Source organism: Streptomyces griseorubiginosus (genome assembly GCF_017614965.1).
Classification (GTDB): Bacteria; Actinomycetota; Actinomycetes; order Streptomycetales; family Streptomycetaceae; genus Streptomyces; species Streptomyces griseorubiginosus_B.
Genome location: NZ_WVUG01000029.1, coordinates 24,306 through 47,882 on the forward strand (window position 1 = coordinate 24,306; position 23,577 = coordinate 47,882).

Sequence of the window (23,577 nt, forward strand, 5' to 3'; positions counted from 1 at the left end):
CGCGATGAGCGTTCCCGACAGCCCGACCCCGCCCGAGCCGTCCCCCGACGGCACCTTCCTGCACGCCACGCGGCTGGCGCTGGGCCTGACCGACCTGGCCGTACGGACCGCGGCGAGGGCGGGAGGCGTCCGGGTACGCGAACGGCACCCGACCGCCGCGGCCGCCTCCGACGCGGCTCTCGGCCTCGCCCTGGAAGCCCAACACCGGCTGTCCTCGGCCCTGTTGGGTGCCGCGGAACGGACCGCGCCCGCTACCCGGGCGGCCGTGCGCGGTCTCGTGCCGTCCGGTGCCACCGATGCCGTCGGCCGTCGTGTGGCCCACTGGAGCGCGCGTGGCGCCGCCGAACGCCTGCGGGCGCGGAACGAGGCGCTGTCGGCGGCCCGCAGGCTCGTACAGGTGCTGGCGGCGGCCGTCCTCGACGAGATCGACCTCGACGCCGTGGCCGACCGGCTCGATGTCGACCGCGTCGCCTCCCGGCTCGACGTCGACCGTGTCGCCTCCCGGATCGACATCGACGCTGTGCTCGCCCGGGTCGACCTGGTCACGTACACCGAACTGGTCCTGGAGGAAATGGACATCGGCCGGGTGGTGCGGGACACGGGCGGGAGCATCACGGCGGAGACGCTGGACGCGTTCCGGGAACAGAACGCGCGCGCCGACCGGCTCGTGCAGCGCATCGCGGACCGGCTGCTGCGCAGAGCGGGCACGGATTCCACCAACCGGCCCGCCGCCGGGCCCGTTCGCCAGGTGGAGGCGCTGTGACAGCGTCGACCCGCCCGTCTGGCCTGCCGGTCGTCCAGGGACTGCCGGCCGGGATCGTGTCGCGTACGGTGGCCGCCGCCGTGGACGTCCTCGTGCTGCTCGCGCTCCTGTTCCTCCTCGAACTCGGTTATGCGGCGGCGCGGTTCCTGCTGACGGGCCCTCCGTTCACGTTCCCCGAACCCGATCCCGTCGTCACCGCCGTCCTCGGTTACGTCCTCTTCGTCGTCTATCTCGCGGGCAGTTGGTTCCTCGGCGGTCGCACGGTCGGGGACCAGATGATGGGCTTGCGGGTGACCGGTCGTTCGGGGCGACGGATGTCCCCGGGCAGGGCCCTCCTGCGTGCCGTGCTGTGCGCGCTCGTTCCCGTGGGGCTGCTGTGGATCCCGGTCAGCCGACGCGGCGCCTCCCTCCAGGACCTCCTCGTCGGCACCACCGTCGTACACGACTGGTACGGCAGCACCGGCCCCCGCCTCGGCGGCCCGGGCGGGCTCACCTCCGGAGGGTGAGGTGCGGGAGGGGCCGATCGGGCTTGATGAGTCCCGGGCGGGGGAGAGGAGAGAGACCATGACGACACTCGGGCCCGTGCAGCTGGTGACCCTCGGGTTCGGTCCGGACGCGCAGTTCGAGGGCCGTGTCCTCGAAGAGCTGGGAGCGCTGGAGAGCAGCGGGCAGATCCGTGTCCTCGACGTGCTGTTCCTGCAGAAGGGCGGCGACGGGGACACCGTCGGACTCGACTACCGGGCCGAGGGCATGGGCGAGATGATCGAGGCGCTGCTGGGGCTGGCCCCGCACTTCGAGGAGGCGACGGGGGTGGAAGCCGGCGCGGGGGAGGAGGCGGACGGCCCCGCACCGAAGGACGTCGGGTTCACACCGGACGACCTCAGGTCGCTCACGCAGGAACTCCTCCCGGGCACCGCGGCCGGGTTCGTCCTGCTGGAACACCTGTGGGCCAAGCACCTGCGCGAAGCCGTCCGTGAGGCGGGCGGCCTGCCCCTCGCGGAGGGGTTCCTCACGCCCGAGGCGCTCGCGCCGGTGGCGGCCGAACTCCTCGCGACGACCCAGACCGTCGACGACCTGACCGCCGCTCAGGAGGCCGCCGGCCGGCCGGACGACCGGCGTCTGTGACACAACTCCCCGGACTATCAGGGAGCTTGGTCAGGGAGCTTGGCCGGGCTCCTCAACTCGCCGGACTGTCAGGGAGCGTGGCCCGAGTGGTAGGCCGAACCGGCGTACCACTCGGGCCGTTTCGGCTCAGGTGGCGGGCACGCCCCGTCGGCGGTGCGGGGCGAGGCGGCCCAACCCGAGCCTCGCCACCCGTGGCCAGTCCGCGGGTCCGCCGGACGCCCGCACTCCCGGCCGGTGACGCGGCACGACCACCCGCAGTGCCGCGGGGGCGGACCGGCACACCACCGGCGCCGGCAGCGTGACGTACTCCCCGTCGATGCCGACCGCCACGGCGTCCGAGTCCGCCTCGACCACGACTTCCTCGGCGCTCAGGCGCATGACCGAACCGGACCGCGGGCCGCGCACCAGGCGGGCCGCCTGAGCGGTGTTGCCGACGCGGACGCACAGCACTCCGAGCCGTCCCGAGTCCAGCCGTTCCCGGCGTCCCGGATGGGCCGAGTCGACCGCGCGCCGGTAGGGGTTGTTGCTGACCAGGAGCGCCTGCAGGCCCTCGGCCTCGGAGCCCCCGGCCCGCATGCGCAGCGCGGGCGCGTCCTTGCTGGTGAGGAGCTCGGGAAGGGTCTGCAGGGCGGTGTGCACTTTGGCGTCCCGGTAGGCGGGGTCGGCGACCACGGACGCGTAGGTACCGAAGGACGCGTTGTTGACGAACACCCGGTCGGCGGCGAACCCGAGGTCGACGCGGAGCTCCACGCCGTCGGTGAGCGCCTCCAGGCTCGCGGCGGGATCCTCCCGGTCCAGACCGAGGTCGAGAGCGAAGTGGTTGCGGGTGCCGGCGGGGATCACGGCGAACGGCACGTCGTGATGCGCCGCCACCTCGGCCACCAGCGCCTGGGTGCCGTCCCCGCCCGCCACGGCCAGCAGATCGGCCCCCTCGGCCACGGCCCGGCGCGCGAGGTCCACGACGTCCTGCCCCGGCTCGAGCAGCACCACCCGGGCGCCCGCCGCCCGCGCCTTCTCGGCGAGATGGAACCGGTCCACCTTGCCCCCGCCGGAGCGCGGGTTCATCAGGATCCAGGGGCTGTGCGGGGTCTCGGCCGTCCTGGGCTGCCGGGTGGTGTGCGAGGGTGCCAGCGCGGTGTGCGCCGCGGCGACGGCCAGGGCCCACAGGGCCAGCGACAGACAGGCGGGACCCAGCATGCCGGAGGACGCGTACAGGGCGAGCACGGCCAGCGGCGCGGCCACCGACAGCACCGCCCCGAGGACACGCAGCACACCGGTGTGGGCCAGCGTCCACCACACCCCGACGGCGGCGAGCGCCAGGCCGGCGAGGCCGGCCAGCGCCCACAGCACGCTGCGCAGACCTGCGACGATCAGCGGCACGAGCACGCTGCCCAGCAGGGCGAGCAGCGCGACCCGTGCCCTGAGGACACTGCCCGAGGGCGGGTCCGCCGCTGGCCTCGTGCTCGTGCCCGAGCCGCGGTGCCGACCCATGTCCTCACCTGTCCGTCACATCGCGGAGGTGTCGTCCCGCCGGACCACGCACAGGGCCCAGATGATGAACCCCGACATCGCGATCATCACGACCGACCACACCGGGTAGTACGGCAGCGAGAGGAAGTTGGCGATGAGGACGAGGGCCCCGACGCCCACGCCGGCGACACGGGCCCAGGTGGACGTCACGAACAGTCCCATGCTGACGATCACGGCGACCACGCCGAGGGCGAGGTGGACCCAGCCCCAGCCGGTGAGGTCGAACTGGAAGACGTAGTTACGGGTGTTGACGAAGACGTCGTCCTCGGCGATCGCCATGATCCCCCGGAAGATGGCGAGGAGGCCGGCGATCGTCAGCATGACGGCGGCGAAGGCCGTCAGGCCGGCGGCCCAGTTCTGCTTCGTCGAGGGAGCGTGTGCGGTGTGCGTGGCGGTCATCCTGAGTACCTCGTTCCACTGAGCACCAGTTCCTTGGCCCTGGCGTACTCCTGGTCGGTGATGTCGCCGCGGGCGCGGATCTCCGACAGCCTGGCGAGTTCGTCCACGCTGCTGGACCCGCTGCCGCTTCCGGCGGTCCTGCGGATGTAGGAGTCGAACTCCCGTTGCTGCGCCTGTGCCTGTGCCACCTCACGGCGGCCCATGCTCTTGCCGCGGGCGATCACATAGACGAACACCCCGAGGAAGGGAAGGAGGATGACCAGCGCCAGCCAGCCGGCCTTCGCCCAGCCGCCCATGTCGTCGTCGCGGAAGATGTCGACGACGATCCGGAAGAGCAGGACGAACCACATGATCCACAGGAAGAACACCAGCATGGACCAGAAGACGCTCAGCAGCGGATAGTCGTACGCGAGGTACGTCGGCGTGCTCATGGCTCTCCTCCGTCCCGGGCGGCCGCACGGCCGCCTTTCTCTGCCTTCTCAGCGTGCGCACGGCAAGAAGCGGACGGCCTCACCCGGCGCGGGTGAACGGGGGCGTCAGGTCGCCGACGAGGGGCCCGGGCCGCCCATGACGCCCGACCTGCGCAGAGCCGCCCGCCAGGCGAGGGCGAGCACCAGCTCCATCAGGCCCAGCAGGACGAGCCACAGCCCCAGCAGCCGGGTCAGCGCGCGGGCCGACTCGGTCGGCAGGGCGAGGACCACGACCCCGGCGAGGATGCCGAGCACCGCGGCGCCCAGGACGAAGCCGCGGTGCGGCAGGTCCTCCGCGGTGATCGCCGTGAAGAGGGTGAGGATCCCGGACACGAGCCAGAGGATTCCGACGACCAGCGAGAGCGCGGTCACGGTCTGCAGCGGGTTGCGCAGGCACAGCACTCCGGCCAGCACGTACAGCACGGAGATGAGCAGTCCGGCGATCCGCTCGCCGATCCCCTGACCGGCGAACAGCGCCACGAATCGGAACGCCCCGTTGACCAGCAGGTACAGGCCGATGAGGACGGCCAGGACGTGCAGGGTCTCGTCCGGCCAGACCAGAACCAGCAGGCCCGGTACGAGCGTCGCGACCGCGGACCCCAGGATCCAGGTCCAGGAGCGGCCGAGCTGCTCCAGGGCCCGCTCGGTGCCGTCCGCCTGATCGTGGACCGCCCCGTCGGGACTCAACTGCGGTCCGGTACGCGGTGCCGTACCACGCGGAACGGTCATGGCTCCTCCTCGCGTGGGTCGGCGGGTCGGCACCGGACCGCCCGACGGGGCGGTGTGCGGGGACCTCAGGGCAAGGGTCCCCCGCCGTACCGGCGGCCGGGTCACCCGTTCCGGGTGATCCGGGCGGCGTCGCCGTGCCGGTGGGCTGGAGGCCGCGACGCCGCGCAGCGGAACGGGCGATCTCAGGGAGGCAGGGCCATGACCGTACCGAACTTCAGCGCAGCCCTGTCGACCGCCGAGCGGGCCGCGATCGGCCGGCACGCCCGCGTCCGTGCGTCGCGCTCGTGCCACGGGTGGTTCGAGGCCGGCCCCGACCGGTTCGATCCCGTCGAGGTGATGGAACGTCAGTCGGCGTCCTGGGCACCGGAGTTGGTGCCGGTCCGCCACGGCCGCATGCTTCAGTCGCCGTTGTGCTTCTACCGCGGCGCGGCGGCGGTCATGGCCGCGGACCTCGGGCCCACCCCCAACACGGGTCTGGGAGTGCAGCTCTGCGGCGACGCGCACCCGTTGAACTTCCGGCTGTTCGTCTCACCGGAACGCCATCTGGTCCTCGACATCGACGACTTCGACGAGACCTTCCCCGGGCCGTTCGAGTGGGACGTCAAACGTCTGACCGCCGGCTTGGTGATCGCGGGCCGGGAGAACGGCCTCTCGCTCAGTCAGCAGAACCGGGTCGTACGGTCCTGCGTGCGGGCCTACCGGGAGCGGATACGCGACTTCGCCCGCATGCGCACCCTCGACGTCTGGTACGCCCAGGACGACGTGGACCGGCTGCGCAGGCTGCTCGCCTCCGCGACGGACAAGGACGCCGGGCGCCAGGCCGCCCGGGCCGTCACGTCCGCCCGCACCCGCACGCACCTGCAGGCGTTCGAGAAGCTCACCCGCACCACGGTCGAGGGCCGTCGCATCACGCCGGACCCACCGCTGATCACTCCGCTGCGGGACCCGGTGTCCGCTTCGTCGGGTGACGAGGAGGAGAAGATGCTGCGGCTCGTGGTGGAGGGATACGCCCGCACCCTGCCTCCCGAGCGCCGGCATCTGTTGCGCCGCTACCACCTGGTGGACATCGCCCGGAAGGTGGTGGGCGTCGCCGGCGCCGGCACCCGCTGCTGGATGCTGCTCCTGCTCGGCGGGAATGACGACGATCCTCTGCTGCTGCAGGCCAAGGAGGCGCAGGAGTCGGTGCTGGCCGCTCAGCTGGGCGGCGACCGCTACGACAACCAGGGCCGCCGGGTCGTCAACGGGCAGCGGCTGATCCAGGCGACGAGCGACATCTTCCTGGGCTGGACGCACGCGGTGGGTCTGGACGGCAAGGGCCGGGACTTCCATGTACGACAGCTGCACGAATGGAAGGGCGTCGCCAGGCCGGAGACCATGGGCCCGGATCTGCTGAACCTCTTCGGACGGCTGTGCGGCGCCAGTCTGGCACGGGCCCACGCCCGGTCCGGCGACCCCGTCGCCATCGCCGCGTACCTCGGCGGCAGCGACCGCTTCGACCGGGCGATCGCCGAGTTCGGGCAGTCCTACGCCGACCGGAACGAGCGGGACTTCGAGGCGCTGCGGGCCGCGGCTCGCTCCGGCCGGATCACCGCGGCGGAGCTGTGAGCCGGGCTCGCTCACTCGGGCGTCTGCCGCATCTCCAGGACGCGCAGGCCCAGCGACTGGCAGCGGGCCAGCAGCCCGTACAGCTGGGCCTCGTCGACGACGGAACCGAACAGGACCGTCTGGCCCGACATGAGGACGTGGTCCAGCTCCGGAAAAGCCTTGGCCAGCGTCTCCGACATGTTTCCCTCGACCCGGATCTCGTAGCGCATGGGCTTTGCTCCCGCGAGCGACCTGGTGCGGCGGTCTGCGCCCCGTACTGAGATCGTCCGGCCGTTCGGCCCACCCGGCCTCACCCGGCACAGGTGAACCGGCGTCCCGATCTCCGGCCGTCCGAGGAAGGCACGGTCACAGCAGTCCCATCTCCCGGCCACGGCGTACCGCGACGCTGCGGCGGTTGACCGCCAGCTTCCGGTACAGGCTCTTGAGGTGGGTCTTGACCGTGTTCACCGACACGAACAGGTCCGCGGCGATCTCCTGGGTCGACATCATCTGGGCCAGTCGCTGAAGGACTTCGAGTTCCCGTGTGGTGAGCTCCTCCACGACGATCGGCAGAGGGAGCGGCCGAGTCCCGGCCGGCCCCGTGTGCGTCGAGGCACCGGGGGTGAGCCACCCCGCGGCCAGCTCGTTCAGCGGTGCCGTGACCAGGAGCGGGCGGATCCACCGCCCGGCGTCCAGGAAGGGGCGCCGCAACTGCTCGCGCCGGGCGTCGAGGAGGGCCTGGGCGAAGAGTCGGTGGGCGGCGTCGACGTCCCCCGCGGCATCCGCGGCCTGGGCTCTGACCAGAGTGGCCCGGACGGTCACCGCCGGGCCGGGCCGGCCGGCCGCGGGGACACAGTCGAGAAGGTCGACGGCCGCCTCCTCGTTGCCCACGGCCAGCTGGATACGAGCGGCTTCCACGGCGCACGACGGCTGGTCGTCGGCGAGCTGCCGCAGGACGTCGGCGGCCTGCTCGGGCCGGCCTTCGGCCAGGTAGGCGGCCGAGGTCACCAGCGTCTCGTGGCTGTCCGCCCATGGCGAGGCCACGGCGGCGGCGACATCCGGGTCCGCCGCCTCGACGGCGGCCGGGGCATTGCCCTGGGCGAGCTGGAGCCGGGCCGTCACGATGGCCCGTCCGGCGGCCGTCACCGGGTCGTGCGGCGCGACGGAGAGCTCTGCGGCCTCATCGAGGAGAGCCCTGGCCCGGCCGAGTTCGTTGCGGTCGATGGCCACGGCGGCCAGAACCACCTGCCCGATCCCGGAGCCGGACGGCGGGGAGAGGCCGTAGCGCTCCGTCTCGCTCACCGCCTCCAGGGCCTTGTGCTCGGCCCGGGCCGGCCAGCCGTTGAGATAGTCGATCAGCGCCAGGTGCCCCATCGACTCCTCCCGTGCCAGCACGGTGGAGGCCTTGCCGGGAGAGCCCACCACCTGGGACAGCGCGGCTCGGGCGTCCTCGAACCTCCCCGCCCACAGACGTGCCGAACCGAGGTGGGTCAGCAGCAGGGCGGAGAGTTCGGGGTGCTTGTCCAGCAGGTGCGGGGGAAGTTCCGGCCGAGCTTCCTCGGCCGTCTCGGCGGCCCGCTCCGCCAGCTCCGGTGAGCCGGTCAGCCGGGCCGCGAACGCCTCCAGCAGTGCGCGGCTCAGCTGGACGGCCGCAGGATCGCCGGTGCCGGTGGGCGGCTTTTCCTCCGCGTCGCGCAGATGGGCCAGGCCGTGCTGGAAGTCGCTGCGGGACAGGTCGCGGGCGGCCCGTACGAGGTCGGTGGCGGGGCTCGTCGCCTCGGGCCCCATGTCGGAGAAGAGCCCCGTCAGGTCCTCGGAGCCCAGGCCCGTGAAGAACTGCCCGATGGCCAGGTCGTCGACGAGGGCACCGGCGGTGAAGTCCCAGTCACCGGCGGCGGCCCCGTGCGCGAGGGTCTCCGGAAGCGAGCCCGCCCGGCGCAGCCACCGCGCTGCGCGCCGGTGCAGCTCCGATTCCAGCCCGGGACGGTGCACGCGCAGATAGGTCCGCAGGATCTCCCCGAACAGCGGGTGCAGACGGAACCAGGAGTGCCCGAGCTGCTCCACGAAGGCGTTGTCCCGGTGCAGGTCGGTCAGGATGCGTTCGGCGTCGTTCCGGCCGGTCAGCGAGTTCACCAGATCGGGACAGAAGCGGTCCAGCACGCTGACGCGCAGCAGCAGGTCCTGCGTCTGCTCCGGCTGCCGTTTGAGCACCTCGCCGAGCAGGTAGTCGGCGATGGTGCTGCGGTCCGCCTCGAACTCCTTCAGGTAGGCCGCCGGGTCCGGACTCTCGCGCGCGGCCAGGGCGCACAGGCGCAGCCCGGCGGCCCAGCCGCGCGTGCGCTCCACCAGGGCCCGGGCCGCGGCGACCGACAGTGTCAGACCGTGCCGCTCCAGCAGCGCGACCGTCTCCTCGGGGGTGAAGGCCAGCTCGGCGTCGCGGATCTCCGTCAGCTCGCCCGCCGCCCGGTAGCGGTGCAGCGAGAGCATGGGCTCGGTGCGGGTGACGAGGATCAGATGCAGCCCCTGCCCGGCATGCCGCAGGACGAACTCCAGCTGGTCCGCGATCTCCGGTGCGGTCACGCGCTCGTACTCGTCCAGGACGACGGTCAGGGCCGGACCGGTGGCGTCCAGGTCCTCGGCGATCGCCGACAGCACCCGTTGGTCCACGTGGTCCGCGTCGGTGGGACCGCCGAGCCCGTCGGGCAGCATCCTGCCGCTGGCGCGCACGGCCTGGAGGAAGTACGCCCAGAACATGCCCGGCCGTTTGCCCTCCGCCTCGACCGTGAGCCAGGCGACCGGCTGCTGCAGACCGGCCGCCCAGTCCGCGACCAGGAGCGTCTTGCCGGCGCCGGCCGGACCGTTGACCATGGTCAGCGGCGTGTGCAGTGCCCGGTCCAGGTGCTGGTTGAGCCGGTGTCGGGGCAGGAAGGTGCCAGGTCTCGCGGGCAGGGCGAAACGTGTACGCAGGAATGGGTCCCCGAGCGGATCGACACACTGTCCGGTCGAAACCGGTTGGTCCTCGGCAGCAGCCACGGCGCTCACCACCACTGTGAGTCAGGTCATGGGCAGCGCTCCCCATCGCTCAGCATCCCATTTTCCTCGCAGATGCGCCTGGCACACCCTGCCCAATGACCTCATCGCAGGGCCGAACGGCCCAACGAAAGGCCCAGGGGGCCTACGACGTCGGTGTACCGGGAAACCGGAAAGGCCCCGGGTCCGCGATGCGAGATCACTACGGCTTTCCTTGACGCTTCTCGTCACCGGCTGCCACGATCGTGGACATGAAGATGCGACTGGACCTCACGCGGCGACGCCACGTCGACCTCGCACGCGTCTCCAGCGCCTCCTGTTGCCTCGCGGCCTGATCAATTTCTGGATCCGCCGCGTTTTCTCTCTTCCCCCCTCTGAATTCACCGCACTCGCGCCTGCGCTGAAAAGGCGCCCTTCTCGAATTCGGCGTGCCCGGAAATATTCGGCCTCCGCTCCCGAGAGTGCACATCCCGGCGCCCCCGCGCATCCCCGAAAGAGGACCCATGGCCACCGTCCTGTCCGTCTCCGGCAGCCCCTCCGCCTCCTCCCGCACGAACCGACTGCTGCGCCACCTGGACCAGCGGCTGACCGCCCAAGGCCACGAGGTGATCCCGTTCGACGTGCGCACCGTGCCGGCCGAGGCCCTGCTGGGCGCGGACTTCCGGCACCCCGCCATCGTCGAGGCGACCGAGTTGTTCGCGCGGGCCGACGGGGTCGTCGTCGGCACCCCCGTCTACAAGGCGTCGTACTCCGGCGTGCTCAAGGCGCTCCTCGACCTGCTCCCGCAGTACGCGCTGGCCGGCAAGACCGTGCTGCCGCTGGCCACCGGCGGCTCCACCGCCCATGTCCTGGCCATCGACTACGCGCTCCGGCCGGTCCTGTCCTCCATGGGCGCCGCCCACATCGTGCAGGGCTGGTTCACCCTCGACAAGGACATCACCGTGCACGAGGACGGCTCACTGACGGTCGCGCCCCCCGCGACCGAGGCGCTCACCCAGGTGGTCGACCAGTTCTCGACGGCCCTGGGCAGCCCCCGCGTGCTGGCCGCGGCGAGCTGACCCCCGCCATCGGCCGCCGTGCCGCCACGCACCCTGATCGGAGATCCCGTGTCCCTCACCTTCCACTGGTTCCTGCCCACCAACGGCGACAGCCGCCATGTGGTCGGTGGCGGCCACGGCACGCCGGCGACCGCCTCCGGTCGGGACCGGCCGCCGACGGTCGCCTATCTGAGTCAGATCGCCCGTGCCGCCGAGGACTTGGGCTTCGTCGGCGCGCTCACCCCGACCGGTGCCTGGTGCGAGGACGCGTGGCTGACCACCGCGATGGTCGCCCAGGCGAGTGACCGTCTGAAGTTCCTGGTCGCCTTCCGGCCCGGCTTCGTCTCGCCGACGCTGGCCGCGCAGATGGCGTCCACCTTCCAGCGGCTCTCCGGCGGACGGCTGCTGCTGAACGTCGTCACCGGCGGCGAGAGTCACGAGCAGCGGGCCTACGGCGACTTCCTCGACAAGGACGACCGCTACCGTCGTACCGGCGAATTCCTCCAGATCGTACGGGAGTTGTGGGAGGGCAAGACCGTCGACCTGCACGGTGAGCACCTTCGGGTCGAGGACGCCAGGCTGGCCCGGCTGCCCGATCCCGTCCCCGAGGTGTACTTCGGCGGTTCCTCGCCGATCGCCGGACAGGTCGCCGCGCGGTACGCCGACACCTACCTCACCTGGGGCGAGCCGCCCGCGCAGGTGGCCGAGAAGATCGCCTGGATCCGGGGGCTCGCGGCGCGGGAGGGGCGCACCCTGCGTTTCGGGATCCGGCTGCATGTCATCACCCGCGACACCGCCGAGCAGGCGTGGGCGGAGGCGAACCGCCTGCTGGCCGGTTTCGACCCCGAGACGGTGAGGAGCGTCCAGGCCGGACTCGCCCGCAGCGAGTCCGAGGGGCAGCAGCGGATGCTCGCCCTGCACGGCGGCGGCAGCAGGGACGGCCTGGAGATCCACCCCAACCTCTGGGCCGGCATCGGCCTGGTGCGCGGCGGCGCGGGCACCGCCCTGGTCGGCAGCCATGACGAGGTCGCCGAGCGGATCAAGGAGTACCACGCCCTGGGCATCGACGAGTTCGTCCTCTCCGGTTACCCGCACCTGGAGGAGGCGTACTGGTTCGGCGAGGGGGTCCTGCCCCGCCTCGCCGCCCAGGGACTGTGGCGGCACCCGTTCGGCAGCCCGGCGGCCGCGTCGGCCCAGGTGCCGTTCGCGAGTTGAGGCGCCCTACCGGGAGCGGTTGGCCAGGGCCCGACGCACCGTCCTCGTGAGGATCGGGGGCATCAGGTCCACGCCTATGCGCCGGGCACGGGAGCGCGGGCGCCGGGGAGCGGGCACCGAGGACGGGGCGGGAGGGGCCGGCTGCTGCGGCTCGGGCGGCGTGTAGTGCCGGGAGTGCGGGAAGGGCGGTGCCTGCATGCCCTTGTTGGCGCGGGTGCGCACCAGTCGGTGCCCGGCGGCGTCCTGCACGCTCAGACCGATGTCCGTCCGCTCCTCCAGCATCGCCAGCAGTTCCTCCTGCACCGGCTCGGGATCGCCCCAGGTGCCGTACAGCTTCTGGGTGCTGAGGCAGATCGGGCGCAGCCCGCGGTTGAGCACGGCCTCCCAGGTGGCGACCGAGACGCCGGGGGTGTGCTCGGAGCGGAAGTCGTCGAGGACGACGATGCCCTCGGGCAGCAGCAGGTCGCGGGCGGCCGAGATGTCGTCGCGTACGTGCTCGTACAGGTGGGAGGCGTCGATGTGGACGAAGCGGCAGGTGCCCGGTTTCACCTCCGCCGAGATCACGGAGGACGGGGCCTCCAGCACCCGGGGCAGGGTGTCGTGGAAGGAGAGGTAGTTGCGCTCGAAGGCCTGCCGGGTGAGGGAGGAGTACGACTTCGCCGTCTCCGCCTGATTGGCGCCGTCCGGCGCCTCACCCCCGAACAGGTCGCAGACCGTGAACTCCTCGCCGTCCTGCCGATGTTGGCCGAGCAGGATCGCGCTCTTGCCCATGTACACGCCGAGTTCCACCAGATCGCCCCGGAAGCCGCCCTTTTCCTGCCGCTCCAGGAACCAGGTGAACAGGAGCTGGTCCAGCGGAGGGAACCAGCCGGGGACGTCTTTGAGCTCGGCGGGGTTCTTGTCGATTGACTGTGCGATCGCCATGAAACGAGTCTGCTCATCCGGCGCCGGAGAAAGTGGCCGCCGACTGAATGTCCAGTGAACAGCTCAGTCGGCCCACGGTGCGGCCAGGGCGTCGAGATGGGCCCGGCGCACCTCGGCCGTCTGACCCTGCACGAGGAGGAACATCCCCTCGCGGGCGAGGCGTTGGGCGGTCCCGGCCAGATCCATGGCGCGCCCGCCGCCCGCGACGATCGCCGCGGTCGTCGCCGCGCGCATCAGGTCGTACGACCGTGTCTTGAGTGCCAGGCGTTCCTCGACGCGCTCGTGCGGGACCGGGTGTTCGGCCAGGGCGTACACCTGTCGTCGCACCTCATCGAGGCGCCCGCGCAGAGGTCGTGCCGTCTCCGCTTCCCCGGCCTCCTCCAGTACCCGCAGCGCGGCGTACGCCACGCCGAAGACAGCGGGGGAGGCGTTGGTGTTGCGCGGCCGGTCCACCAGGGCGAACTTCTCCTGCGGGGTGCGCAGCACCACCGACTCCTCGGGCAGCCACAGCCCGTCCAGCTCCAGGGAGACGGTACGGGCGGCGGTGAGCGCCGCCAGCCGCAGGGGCGGTGACGGGCGCAGCCCGGGCTGTTCGCGCGCCTCGGTGAAGGCGAACACCACCTCGTCCGTGCCGGTCACCCCGGCGAGGAGCATCACGTCGTTCAGGCCCCAGCCCGTGTACCAGGGGACCGTCCCCTCGAAGCGCCAGCCGCCGCGCTCGGCGCTCGCGCGGACCGGGACGCGAGGAAAGGCACGCACGTGCGCGAAGGCGATGCCCGCCAGCAGCTCCCCGGTGGCCAGTGGCCGCAACAGCCGGTCTCTGACGGGCAGTTCGGACTGTGCCAGCAGTTTCACCGGTGTGTGGTGCTGGGTCTGGACGAACCAGGTCGAGCAGCAGGCCCCGGCGAGGATCTCCATGATCTCCCGCGCCACCGCGTCGGGGGCGCCCGCGCCGCCGTACTCCCGCGGCGCGCTCACGCCCAGCAGGCCCGAGCGCTTGATCGCCTCGATGTGCCCCGCCGGCACGCCCTCCTGGTCGACCCGCGCCGCCTGCGGAGCGAGGAGGGAGCCGGCGAGGGTCCGGGCGGTGGTGACGAGCGGGTGGGGTGCGGTGGCCGGGTGCGGTGCCGTGGTCATGGAAAAGATTCTCCCGATCTCGTCGTGCGCGGTGTCGATCCGGGGGAGTGGCGTTCGTGTAGGAGGTGAGAAAGCGACACCACCCGAGGAGGACGTCATGCAGTACTACCTGCTCAGCGTGATCACCCCGGCCGACGGTACGCCGCCCGGGCCCGAGGCCATGGCGGAGATCCGCCGCAACCTCGACACCTTCCACACCGAGCTGCGCGAGGCGGGCGCCTGGGTGTTCGCGGGCGGGCTGCACGGCCCCGAGACGGCGACCGTGCTGCGCCCCAAGGACGGCGAGGTGCTGATCACCGACGGGCCGTACGCCGAGGGCAAGGAGTACCTGGGCGGCATCTGCCTGATCAAGGCGCCCGACCTGGACGCGGCCCTGGAGTGGGGCAGGAAGGCGACCCGGGCCACCACCCTGCCCATCGAGGTGCGGCCGTTCCTGCACCAGGCCGACGACTGATGCCACAGCCCGTCGACGTCGAGGCCGTTTTCCGCGCCGAGTACGGGCGCGCGGTCTCCGTCCTCGTCCGCTTCCTCGGCGACATCGACCTCGCCGAGGAAGCGGTGCAGGACGCGTTCGCCACGGCGCTCGGCACCTGGCCGCGGACCGGCGTGCCGCCGAGCCCGGCCGGCTGGATCATCACCACCGCCAGAAACCGCGCACTCGACCGGCTGCGCCGGGAGGCGAAACGCGACGCACGACACGCCGAGGCCGCCCTGCTGCACACCCCCGACGCACCGGCCGAGGAGGGCCCCGTGCGCGACGACCGGCTCCGTCTGATCTTCACCTGCTGCCACCCCGCGCTCGCCCCCCAGGCCCGTGTCGCCCTCACCCTGCGCCTGCTCGGCGGCCTGACCACACCCCAGATCGCCCGTGCCTTCCTGGTGCCCGAACCGACCATGGCCCAGCGGATCGTCCGCGCCAAGGCCAAGATCCGCGACGCGCGGATCCCCTACCGCGTGCCCCGGGACGCCGATCTCCCGGACCGGCTGCAGGGCGTCCTGGCCGTCGTCTACCTGATCTTCAACCAGGGGTACGAGGGCACACCCGAACTGACGTCGGAGGCGCTGCGCCTCGGCCGGCTGCTCGTCGACCTGATGCCGGACGAGCCGGAGGCCCTCGGCCTGCTCGCGCTGATGCTCCTCGCCGACTCCCGCCGGGACGCCCGCCAGGACGAGCACGGCGAGCTGGTGCCGCTGCCCGAACAGGACCGCGCCCGCTGGAACCGGGAACTGATCGCCGAGGGACAGTCCCTCGTCCGCCGCTGTCTGCGCCGCGACCGGCCCGGCCCGTACCAGATCCAGGCCGCCATCCAGGCCGTGCACAGTGACGCGGCCACCGCGGAGGCCACCGACTGGGGGCAGATCCTCAGGCTCTACGACCAGCTGACGGCCTTCACCCCCAGTCCGGTCGTGGCGCTGAACCGGGCGGTCGCGGTGGCCGAGACCCAGGGCCCGCGCCGGGCGCTGGAACTGGTCGACGCCCTCGACCTCGACACGTACCACGTCTTCCACGCGGTCCGCGCCGACCTGCTGCGCCGGCTGGGCCGCGACACCGAGGCGGTGCGGGAGTACGAGGCGGCCCTCGAGCGGGCCGAGAACCCGGCCGAGCGTGTCTACCTGGAACGGCGCCGCCGGGAACTCCTGCGGACGTGACGGGAGGGGGCGTCCCGTCGGCGGAATTTATTTTGGTGTATGAAAGGTTGGTATATACACCTGACCGGGCCGCAAGGCCGTGCACCAGCAGCGAGGCACCGTGAACCACCCCACCCCCGAGCAGCCCGCCGAGATCGTCGCGCGGCTGCGCGCCACCTTCCGCACCGGCCGCACCAAGCCCGTCGAGTGGCGCACCGCCCAGCTCGGCCTGCTGCGCCGACTGCTCACGGAGAAGGGGCCCGACCTGGCCGCGGCTCTCCATGCCGACCTCGGCAAGAGCGCCGCCGAGGCACACCGCACCGAGATCGACTTCACGATCCGCGAGATCGACCACACCCTGGACCACCTTGCCGACTGGCTGCGCCCCGAGTCCGCCCCGGTCCCGGCCCACCTCGGCGCCGACGCGAGCGCCTGGACGCAGTACGACCCGCTCGGTGTCGTCCTGGTGATCGCCCCCTGGAACTATCCGGCCCAGCTGCTGCTCGCCCCGCTGGTCGGCGCACTGGCCGCCGGCAACGCGGTGGTCGCCAAGCCCAGCGAACTGGCCCCGGCCACCTCCGCCGCGATCGCCCGTCTCCTGCCCGCCTACCTCGACACCGACGCGGTCGCCGTCGTCGAGGGCGGCGTCCCCGAGACCACGGCCCTGCTCGCCGAGCGCTTCGACCACATCTTCTACACCGGCAACGGCACCGTCGGCCGCGTCGTCATGCGCGCCGCCGCCGAGCACCTCACCCCGGTCACCCTCGAACTCGGCGGAAAGTCCCCGGCGTTCGTCGACCGCGACACCGACCTCGAGGTCGTCGCTGACCGCCTGGCCCGCGGCAAGTTCCTGAACGCGGGGCAGACCTGCGTCGCGCCCGACTACGTGCTCACCGATCCGGAGACGGCCGCCGCCCTGGAGCCCGCGCTCCGCGGCGCGGTCGAGGCCCTGTACGGCACCGACCCGAAGGCCTCCGGCGCGTACGGCCGCATCGTCAACGAACGCCACTTCGACCGGCTGGTGGGCCTGCTGGACTCGGGCCGCCTCGTCGTGGGCGGCGACCACGACCGTACGGTCAAGTACATCGCGCCGACCGTGCTGGCCGACGTCGACCCCGCGTCACCGGTGATGCGGGAGGAGATCTTCGGCCCGGTCCTGCCCGTGATCACCGTGCCCGACCTCGACAAGGCGATCGACTTCATCAACGACCGCGACAAGCCCCTCGCCCTCTACGTGTTCTCCGGGTCCGAGGAGACCCGCGCCCGGATCGCCGCCGAGACCTCCTCCGGCGGCCTCGGCCACGGCCTGCCGCTCGCCCATCTCACCGTCTCGGACCTGCCCTTCGGCGGGGTGGGGGAGAGCGGCATGGGCAGCTACCACGGCCGCTACTCCATCGAGACCTTCAGCCACCGCAAGGCGGTGCTGAGCAAGCCGTTGAGCTGAAACGTCATATCGGCTGCTGCTTATATAAGCAATCGCTGATACATTGGCCGCATGCACGCCTTCGATGTGCTCGGCGACCCGGTGCGCCGACGGATCCTGGAACTGCTGGCCGACGGCGAGATGACCTCCGGAGCGGTGTGCGAGGTCATAGGGGAGGAGTTCGGGATCTCGCAGCCCGGCGTGTCGCAGCACCTGAAGGTGCTGCGGGACAACGGGTTCGCGACCGTGCGCCCCGAAGGAGCCCGACGGCTCTACGCGGTCAACACCGAGCCGCTGCAGGACATAGACGCCTGGCTCGACCGCTTCCGCCGCTTCTGGACCCCGCACCTGGACGCCCTCGCCACCGAACTGGCCCGCGGCAGGCGCGCGCGCCGGCTCGGGGGCGCCGACGAGACCCCGAGGAGCACCTCATGACCGACGTGACCCATGACATCAACGACGTACACCGGCAGGTCGGCCGGCGCGCCTTCCGGGAGGGCGAGGCCCGCGTGGTGACCGTGGCCCGGTCCTACGACGCCCCGCTGGACGACGTCTGGGACGCCTGTACGAACGCCGAGCGGATCCCGCGCTGGCTGCTGCCGGTCTCGGGGGAGCTGCGCCTCGGCGGCCGCTACCAGCTCGAGGGCAACGCCGGCGGCGTGATCGAGCGCTGCGACCCGCCACGCGGCTTCACGGCGACCTGGGAGTACGGCGGAGAGGTCAGCTGGATCGAACTCCGTCTGACACCGGAGGACGGCGGCGGCACTCGCTTCGAACTCGACCACATCGCCGACGTCGACGACACCAAGTGGGCGGAGTTCGGCCCCGGTGCCGTGGGCGTCGGCTGGGACCTGATGGTCCGGGGCCTGTCGCTGCACCTGGGCAGCGGCGGCGCTCCCGTCGACCCGAAGAAGTTCATGGGCTGGATGGGCTCGGACGAGGGCCGTCGGTTCATGACGGACAGCAGCGAGGCCTGGTACGCGGCCAACCTCGCGGGCGGCGAGGACGAGAAGACGGCGCGCGCGGCGGCGGACCGCACCATCGCCGCCTATACCGGAGCCGGTGAGCCCGGGGAAGGCTAGGACGGGCTAGGACCTGTGGCCCGGACTGTCCCCTGCGGGTATGTTCGTCCCGGTATGTTCGGATAGTTGGAGCGGCCACCGCGCGTGGCGCCGAACTCGGGAGGACCCATCGCCGGAACGACGTCGGAGGGCCGCTCGGAGGCGGCGGAGCGCAGCCAGCCTCCGGAAGCCGATCTGCTGAGGACCATGCTGGGCCGGCCGGAGTACCGCAAGGCCCTGGTGTTCTGCGGGCTGATCGGCGTTCCGGTGGCCCTCATCGCGTTCTGGTTCCTGGTGGCCCTGCGCCAGCTGGAAGAGCTGCTCTGGACGACCTGGCCCAAGGACCTGGGCTGGAAACAGGCGCCCTGGTGGTGGGCGCTTCCGCTGCTGACGGTGGCCGGTCTCGTCGTCGGCCTGGTGGTCGCCCGGTTTCCCGGCCGCGGCGGACACCTTCCGGCCGGGGGCCTGCACGCCGGCGGTGTCTCCAGCAAGGCACTGCCGGGTGTCCTGATCGCCGCTCTGGTCGGGCTTCCGCTCGGCGTCGTGCTGGGCCCCGAGGCCCCGCTGATCGCGATGGGCGGCGGACTCGCACTGCTCTTCGCGGGCCTGGTCCGAGCTCCGCAGACCCAGGCGAGTACGGCACTGCTGGGCGCGGCGGGGGCGGCGGCCGCCATCTCCGCGCTGTTCGGGAACCCGATCGTGGGCGCGGTGCTGCTGATGGAGGTCGCCGGGGTGGGCGGGCCGCAACTGTTCGCGGTGATGTTGCCGGCCCTGCTGGCCAGCGGCGTGGGAGACCTGATCTTCACCGGATTCGTCCACTGGACCGGCCTGCAGACGGGAAGCCTGAACATCGGCCTGCCCAAGCCGCCGCCCCTCGACTGGGGTGACGTGCTGTGGGTGCTGGTGCTGGCCCCCGCCCTCGCGTTCCTCATCCACTGGATCTTCGTGGGCGGACGGTTCGCGGCCCGTTTCGTGGCGACCCGGACGGTACGGAACACGACCCTCTGCGCGCTCGGCGCCGCGGTGTGCATCACCCTGTACGCGCTCGCCACGGGACGCTCACCGGCCGAGGCGGCCCTCTCCGGTGAGGACACGCTGGCCCGGCTGGCACAGGATCCGCATGCCTGGCCGGTGGGCGCGCTCATCGCCGTACTGGCCTTCAAGGGCCTGGCGTACGCGCTGTGCCTGGGCAGCCTGCGCGGTGGCCCCGTGTTCCCCGCCCTGTTCCTGGGCGGGGCGGCCGGGGTGCTGCTGGCACCGCTGCCCGGACTGGGGCTGGTCCCGGCGATGGCGGTCGGGATGGCGGCCACGGTGACCGCGGCCCTGCGGCTGCCGGTGAGCGGCGTCGTCCTGGTCGTGCTGCTGCTCGGCAACGTGGAGACGGTGGCCCTCGTCGTGCTGGCCGCCGTGGTGTCGTTCGTGGTCGTCCAGATGCTGCCGCAGGGCCCGAGCCTCCCGGCGGTCGGCGAGCAGCCGGCCGAGCAGCCGGCTCACTGACGCGCCGTCTTCCCGGAACGGTCGGCTACGTGTCGTCGGGCGGCGCGTCCGGCAGCCCGGGCGTGCCCAGACGGCGGGCCGCCCAGGGTTCGCGGGCGATGACGGCGCCGGCGGTGACGCACAGGGTCGCGACCACGCAGAGCGTGATGAGCCAGGACAGCAGGGTGAACACGGCGCCCAGCGAGCCGTACTTGTCCAGGCTGTGGTTGAGGGCCCTGGGCACGTACAGGGGCGCGGCGGAGGTGAGGACGGCCAGGGCCGCTCCGGTCAGCAGCGCGCCCGGCAGCAGCGGCCGCCAGGGCACACGCGCCACCAGCAGCAGATGCTGCGTCCACCACCAGATGGCGACCTCCGCGATCAGCAACAGGGGCACACCGAGCCACAGACCGAGGCCGAAGCCGTTGCGCAGGCTCCCCTGCAGCGCGAACATCAGCAGCCAGGCCGCGAGCCAGACGACCCAGCGCCAGGCGGCCACCCGGGCACCCGCCTTGGGCAGGCTCCAGGCGCGCTGGCACATCCTTTGCATGGCACGGCTGCACGCGGTGGCCGAGATGAGGACCATCAGCCCGCCGACCACACCGGTGGTCTGCCGAAGCTCGTCGGACGGGGCACCGGTGCCCTGGACGGCCTTGCTGAGTTCGGCGTTCGCGCTTCCGGACAGTCCGAAGGCGTCGTGCAGGGAGTTGACGAGCTGGTCGCGCAGGGCCGGCGGGGCGATGGACGCCACCACGAACAGCAGCGGGACGGCCGTGAGGAACGTCTGGGCCGCCAGCCGGGTCGCCGAGTCGAGCACGTTCACCGAGATCAGATGCGAGAGCAGATGCGTGATCACCGGGAAGCGGGTCTCGGCCCGGGTCCGCAGTCCCATCAGCCGGGCCCGTGTCGAGGCGAGGCGTTTCCGGCGCGATGCCCGGCGCGACGGGCGGTCCGGGCTGTTTCCTCCGGTCCCTGTCCCTGACTGCATGCTGCCAGGGTGCCCTCACTGGGACCGCTTGGCCCAGGCAGGCGCACCCCGAAGGGCCGAACGGGTCAACAAAACGGCGTGAGCAGCGGCGAACGAGAAGCGAGGCCACGCGATCGTGTGAGCCGCCCCGCCGTGGACGAATGGTGTGCCGTGCGCCCAGCGGCGAGACTGAGGTCATGGGCGAAAGCCGTTCCGTGTCCGGGCGGACAGGATCGCGCGGGGGCCGCGATGGTGCTTGACCTGGTCTTCATCGGCCTCGCGATCGCCGTGTTCCCTCTGTCGGTGACCGCGTTCGTCCTGGTGCTGTCGGCTGATCGCGGGATCCTGAAGGGCCTGGTCTTCATCCTGGCCTGGCTCGCCTGTTTCGTGGCCGTCCTGGCCGCCGTCCTGCTGACCACCGGCGGCAAACCGCCGGCTCCCAAGTCCCCGCCCTCCACCGCCTCCTCCGCCGTCAAGCTCGCCATCGGTGTGGGGCTCGTCGGGTACGGCTGGTACCGGCACCGGTCGCGGCACGGCAACCACGAGCGGACCCGGCACCGGCACAAGTCGTCCGGCGGCGGGTTGATGGCGCGGCTCGACCGGCTGTCCCTGTGGGGCGCGGCGGGGATGGGTCCGCTGCTCCAGCCCTGGGGGCTCGTGGCGGCCGGCGCCGCCACGGTGGTCGGCGCCGATCTGTCCCAGACCTCCTCGTACGTGGCCCTGTTCGGGTACTGCCTGCTCGCCACGAGCAGTCTGCTGGCGATGGAGGTCTACACGACGTTCGCCCCGGACTCGGCCAGGGTGCGCCTCGGGAAGCTGCGCACCTGGATCGAGACCCACCAGGAACAGGCGCTTGTGGCCGTGGCACTGGTGGCCGGGCTGTTCCTGGTGAGCAGGAGCATCAGTCAGCTGACGTCCTGACGTCCAGGAACTCGCGGACGGCGAAGGCGGCCAGCACGATCACGGCGGTCCAGATCACCACCGCGGTGGTCGGATAGCTCCAGGTGAACAGGACGATCGCGGCCACCGCCAGGATCGCCGCTCCGATCCACTTCTTGAAGCGGTGCACGAACCGGCCCACCGGGCCCAGTCGCAGCCCCGCCGAGACGGACGCCTCCCGCCCCGCGCCGATGCTCCTGCTGAAGAAGTGCCGGGTGAAGACGGCGGGGCGGGACGGGCCGATGAAGAACGCGCCGATGGCCGTGACCAGGGCCAGCGCCCCGACCGCCCGCACGCTGGAGCGCAGGAAGCGCACCAGCGCGTCGTACACGGCGCCCGCGGCAGCGGAGTTGGTGCCCGGCGGCAGATGGTCCAGATACACCGCGCGGAAGACGGTGAGCGTCACACCCAGCAGCACCATCGCGAGGAAGAACCCGATCGCGGCCCCGATCAGCGCCCGTCGGCGGTGGAACGCCAGGAACACGCCCGCGGCGGCGACGAGGACCGCGATGATCGGCAGCCAGTCGCCGACGATCTGCAGGATGCGCAGATACGTCTTGACCTTGCCGATGTCCTTGCCCTGCACCACGACGAAGTCCGTGTGGACCGAGGGGATGTTCGCCGCGACCCCCAGACCCGAAGCGACGAGGCGCTCCTTCACCTGGTCCACGATCGGCCCCACGTCGATGGCGACCGCGTTGTCCTTCAACTGCACGACGCTGTCGCTGTTGCCGGTGAGCGCCTTGTTCACGGCGCTGTGGGCCCGACGGTTGGCGTTCTTCCAGACCGTTTCGAAGGCGGGACTGGAGACCACACGCTGCACGGTGGTGCTCACCAGTGTCTTCAGGCCGTTGGTGATCGGTCCGTCGAGGTTGCCGACCAGGGTCGCGACCCTCGGCGGTACGCCCTTCTGCGAGGCCGCGTCGCTCAGTTGCTTGACGAGACCGTCCACGTCGACCCGTTGCAGTACGGCGTCCGTGACCCGGTTGGTCACCGCCTGCTGCACATCGGGGTTCGACGCGAGGGGCGCCACGGTGGCGACGTAGCGGTCGGTGTCCCGGATGATGCTGTTCGCCCAGACCGCGATCACCGCGAGCAGGGCCAGCAGGGACGCCAGAATGATCAGCAGGGTCGAACCGAGCGCCCGCAGCCGGTGCTTCGGCTCGCGCCGGGTGCTCTCCAGTTCACTGACCCGGCGCCGCAGTTCCTCCAGCTCACCGTCGTTCGGGCGGTCCGACGGGGGCGTGTCGCTGCTCGTCATGCCTCCGAGGAGATCCCGGGAGAGGTCACCGGGCGAGCCGGGAGGGCCCGGAGGAGTGACGCGGGCACGAGGTGCGCCGGTCCATGTCCGGTGATGCAATGGCAACCAGGGGGAGTCCGGGCCTGCCAGAGGTGACCACCATGAGCGAGCAGTTCGACGACATGGGACCCATCGACTACCTGGTCGTGGAGTTCCCGGGAAACCGCATGACGGGCGAGGCCTTCCCGCTGCTCGTCGATCTCGTGGACCGGGGCATCATCCGCATCCTGGACCTGAGGTTCATCAGGAAGGACGAGGACGGCTCGGTGACCGCCCTGGAGATCGCCGACCTCACCGGTGACGGTCATCTCGACCTCGCCGTGTTCGAGGGCGCCAGCTCCGACCTGCTGGGCCAGGACGACCTGGAAGAGGCGGCCGCGGCCGTGGAGCCGGGCAACTCGGCCGGTCTGCTCGTCTACGAGAACCTGTGGGCGGCTCCCTTCGCGAGTGCCCTGCGGCGCGGCGGCGCGCAGCTCGTCGCCTCCGGACGCCTGAACGTGCAGGCCGTCCTCGCCGCCCTCGAAGCCGCCGAGGCCGCGTCCTGAGGTGAGAAGCGGGCGGGATCGTGGAACGCGCACGTCATACGCCATGCCGAGATGCCGCCCGATGCGGGTGATGGTGCAATGGACATGGTGTCTTCCATCGACTTCGGGTAAGAGGCGATTGCCATGCCAGGTCTACTTCGCGGAGTTGCGCGTACCGCCGTGGTCGCGGGCACGGCGACCGCGGTCTCCAATCGGGTGTCACGCCGCCAGCAGGGCCGCTGGGCGGCGCAGGCCCAGCAACAGGCCGCCTACCAGGAGCCCCAGGCACCCCAGCAGGGCTACCAGGCGCCTCCACCC

General features: G+C 71.8%; 25 protein-coding genes and 1 pseudogene. 16 read left to right on the forward strand and 10 right to left on the reverse strand.

The window, feature by feature from the left end:
• Positions 1–4: 4 nt before the first annotated feature.
• From GRC12_RS08600 to GRC12_RS08610, 3 genes are read left to right on the forward strand one after another with little or no spacing between them, the layout of a single operon-like run.
• Positions 5–763 carry a hypothetical protein gene (locus GRC12_RS08600; RefSeq protein ID WP_208778583.1) on the forward strand — a complete coding sequence of 253 codons (759 nt, stop codon included), beginning with the start codon at positions 5–7 and terminating at the stop codon, positions 761–763.
• Positions 760–1,269 (forward strand): RDD family protein, encoded by a 510-nt coding sequence (locus GRC12_RS08605; protein WP_308286500.1) that lies wholly within the window; start codon positions 760–762, stop codon positions 1,267–1,269. Before GRC12_RS08600 ends, GRC12_RS08605 begins: the two co-directional genes overlap by 4 nt.
• A gap of 58 nt (positions 1,270–1,327) precedes the next feature.
• On the forward strand, positions 1,328–1,888 hold the full coding sequence (locus GRC12_RS08610; protein ID WP_208778584.1) for a DUF1269 domain-containing protein: 561 nt from the start codon (positions 1,328–1,330) through the stop codon (positions 1,886–1,888).
• Positions 1,889–2,014: 126 nt separating this feature from the next.
• Here GRC12_RS08610 and GRC12_RS08615 read toward each other — a convergent pair whose 3' ends face one another.
• The 4 genes from GRC12_RS08615 to GRC12_RS08630 form a co-directional block, all read right to left on the reverse strand.
• Positions 2,015–3,379, reverse strand: coding sequence for a diacylglycerol/lipid kinase family protein (locus GRC12_RS08615; RefSeq protein WP_208778585.1), 1,365 nt, complete (start codon positions 3,377–3,379; stop codon positions 2,015–2,017).
• Between the two features lie 15 nt (positions 3,380–3,394).
• Positions 3,395–3,817 carry a DUF7144 family membrane protein gene (locus GRC12_RS08620; protein WP_208778586.1) on the reverse strand — a complete coding sequence of 141 codons (423 nt, stop codon included), beginning with the start codon at positions 3,815–3,817 and terminating at the stop codon, positions 3,395–3,397.
• Positions 3,814–4,248 carry an SHOCT domain-containing protein gene (locus tag GRC12_RS08625; protein WP_208778587.1) on the reverse strand — a complete coding sequence of 145 codons (435 nt, stop codon included), beginning with the start codon at positions 4,246–4,248 and terminating at the stop codon, positions 3,814–3,816. Before GRC12_RS08625 ends, GRC12_RS08620 begins: the two co-directional genes overlap by 4 nt.
• Before the next feature lie 105 nt (positions 4,249–4,353).
• Positions 4,354–5,016 (reverse strand): HdeD family acid-resistance protein, encoded by a 663-nt coding sequence (locus tag GRC12_RS08630; protein WP_208778588.1) that lies wholly within the window; start codon positions 5,014–5,016, stop codon positions 4,354–4,356.
• Between the two features lie 198 nt (positions 5,017–5,214).
• Between GRC12_RS08630 and GRC12_RS08635 the strand changes: the two genes are divergently transcribed.
• Positions 5,215–6,621 (forward strand): DUF2252 domain-containing protein, encoded by a 1,407-nt coding sequence (locus tag GRC12_RS08635; RefSeq protein ID WP_208778589.1) that lies wholly within the window; start codon positions 5,215–5,217, stop codon positions 6,619–6,621.
• Between the two features lie 11 nt (positions 6,622–6,632).
• Here GRC12_RS08635 and GRC12_RS08640 read toward each other — a convergent pair whose 3' ends face one another.
• Together GRC12_RS08640 and GRC12_RS08645 are read right to left on the reverse strand one after the other, a co-directional pair.
• The gene (locus tag GRC12_RS08640; protein ID WP_133048506.1) at positions 6,633–6,830 is read right to left on the reverse strand and encodes a hypothetical protein; all 198 of its coding nucleotides are present in this window, start codon (positions 6,828–6,830) and stop codon (positions 6,633–6,635) included.
• Positions 6,831–6,966: 136 nt separating this feature from the next.
• Entirely contained in the window at positions 6,967–9,648 is a 2,682-nt protein-coding gene (locus GRC12_RS08645) for a LuxR C-terminal-related transcriptional regulator (protein WP_208778590.1), read from the reverse strand.
• Between the two features lie 239 nt (positions 9,649–9,887).
• On the opposite strand from GRC12_RS08645, the gene GRC12_RS46900 reads away from it, so the two are divergent.
• From GRC12_RS46900 to GRC12_RS08655, 3 genes are all read left to right on the forward strand, one after another.
• The gene (locus tag GRC12_RS46900) at positions 9,888–9,965 is read left to right on the forward strand and encodes a putative leader peptide (protein ID WP_368861482.1); all 78 of its coding nucleotides are present in this window, start codon (positions 9,888–9,890) and stop codon (positions 9,963–9,965) included.
• 168 nt (positions 9,966–10,133) lie between these two features.
• A complete protein-coding gene (gene ssuE / locus GRC12_RS08650; protein ID WP_208778591.1) occupies positions 10,134–10,688 on the forward strand; it encodes an NADPH-dependent FMN reductase in 555 nt (184 codons plus the stop codon).
• Positions 10,689–10,736: 48 nt separating this feature from the next.
• Positions 10,737–11,882 carry an LLM class flavin-dependent oxidoreductase gene (locus GRC12_RS08655; protein WP_208778592.1) on the forward strand — a complete coding sequence of 382 codons (1,146 nt, stop codon included), beginning with the start codon at positions 10,737–10,739 and terminating at the stop codon, positions 11,880–11,882.
• Between the two features lie 6 nt (positions 11,883–11,888).
• On the opposite strand, the gene GRC12_RS08660 is transcribed toward GRC12_RS08655, so the two are convergent.
• Both GRC12_RS08660 and GRC12_RS08665 read right to left on the reverse strand, forming a co-directional pair.
• Positions 11,889–12,806 carry a class I SAM-dependent methyltransferase gene (locus GRC12_RS08660; RefSeq protein ID WP_208778593.1) on the reverse strand — a complete coding sequence of 306 codons (918 nt, stop codon included), beginning with the start codon at positions 12,804–12,806 and terminating at the stop codon, positions 11,889–11,891.
• 63 nt (positions 12,807–12,869) lie between these two features.
• Positions 12,870–13,943 (reverse strand): acyl-CoA dehydrogenase family protein, encoded by a 1,074-nt coding sequence (locus GRC12_RS08665; RefSeq protein WP_208778594.1) that lies wholly within the window; start codon positions 13,941–13,943, stop codon positions 12,870–12,872.
• 97 nt (positions 13,944–14,040) lie between these two features.
• Here GRC12_RS08665 and GRC12_RS08670 point away from each other — a divergent pair, with 97 nt between their 5' ends.
• The 6 genes from GRC12_RS08670 (at position 14,041) to GRC12_RS08695 (ending at position 19,553) form a co-directional block, all read left to right on the forward strand.
• The gene (locus GRC12_RS08670) at positions 14,041–14,397 is read left to right on the forward strand and encodes a YciI family protein (protein ID WP_208778595.1); all 357 of its coding nucleotides are present in this window, start codon (positions 14,041–14,043) and stop codon (positions 14,395–14,397) included.
• Positions 14,397–15,593 (forward strand): RNA polymerase sigma factor, encoded by a 1,197-nt coding sequence (locus GRC12_RS08675; RefSeq protein WP_208778596.1) that lies wholly within the window; start codon positions 14,397–14,399, stop codon positions 15,591–15,593. The genes GRC12_RS08670 and GRC12_RS08675 overlap by 1 nt, the downstream gene beginning before the upstream one ends.
• Positions 15,594–15,693: 100 nt before the next feature.
• Complete coding sequence (locus tag GRC12_RS08680; RefSeq protein WP_208778597.1) at positions 15,694–17,016, forward strand: aldehyde dehydrogenase family protein; 1,323 nt, start codon at positions 15,694–15,696, stop codon at positions 17,014–17,016.
• A 51-nt stretch (positions 17,017–17,067) separates the two neighbouring features.
• Entirely contained in the window at positions 17,068–17,430 is a 363-nt protein-coding gene (locus tag GRC12_RS08685; RefSeq protein ID WP_133048515.1) for an ArsR/SmtB family transcription factor, read from the forward strand.
• Entirely contained in the window at positions 17,427–18,077 is a 651-nt protein-coding gene (locus tag GRC12_RS08690) for an SRPBCC family protein (RefSeq protein WP_208778598.1), read from the forward strand. The genes GRC12_RS08685 and GRC12_RS08690 overlap by 4 nt, the downstream gene beginning before the upstream one ends.
• A 186-nt stretch (positions 18,078–18,263) precedes the next feature.
• Positions 18,264–19,553: a chloride channel protein gene (locus GRC12_RS08695; protein ID WP_208778603.1), complete on the forward strand. Its 1,290-nt coding sequence runs from the start codon at positions 18,264–18,266 to the stop codon at positions 19,551–19,553.
• A 25-nt stretch (positions 19,554–19,578) separates the two neighbouring features.
• Here the strand turns inward: GRC12_RS08695 and GRC12_RS08700 are convergent, their stop codons facing one another.
• Positions 19,579–20,421 (reverse strand): YhjD/YihY/BrkB family envelope integrity protein, encoded by an 843-nt coding sequence (locus GRC12_RS08700; protein WP_208778599.1) that lies wholly within the window; start codon positions 20,419–20,421, stop codon positions 19,579–19,581.
• A 324-nt stretch (positions 20,422–20,745) separates the two neighbouring features.
• Between GRC12_RS08700 and GRC12_RS08705 the strand changes: the two genes are divergently transcribed.
• Complete coding sequence (locus tag GRC12_RS08705) at positions 20,746–21,417, forward strand: GAP family protein (RefSeq protein ID WP_208778600.1); 672 nt, start codon at positions 20,746–20,748, stop codon at positions 21,415–21,417.
• On the opposite strand, the gene GRC12_RS08710 is transcribed toward GRC12_RS08705, so the two are convergent.
• On the reverse strand, positions 21,398–22,696 hold the full coding sequence (locus GRC12_RS08710) for a hypothetical protein (protein ID WP_244372379.1): 1,299 nt from the start codon (positions 22,694–22,696) through the stop codon (positions 21,398–21,400). The genes GRC12_RS08705 and GRC12_RS08710 overlap by 20 nt on opposite strands.
• A 140-nt stretch (positions 22,697–22,836) precedes the next feature.
• On the opposite strand from GRC12_RS08710, the gene GRC12_RS08715 reads away from it, so the two are divergent.
• On the forward strand, positions 22,837–23,280 hold the full coding sequence (locus GRC12_RS08715; protein WP_208778601.1) for a DUF6325 family protein: 444 nt from the start codon (positions 22,837–22,839) through the stop codon (positions 23,278–23,280).
• A 123-nt stretch (positions 23,281–23,403) separates the two neighbouring features.
• A pseudogene (locus GRC12_RS45420) lies at positions 23,404–23,577 on the forward strand (SHOCT domain-containing protein); the annotation flags it as partial.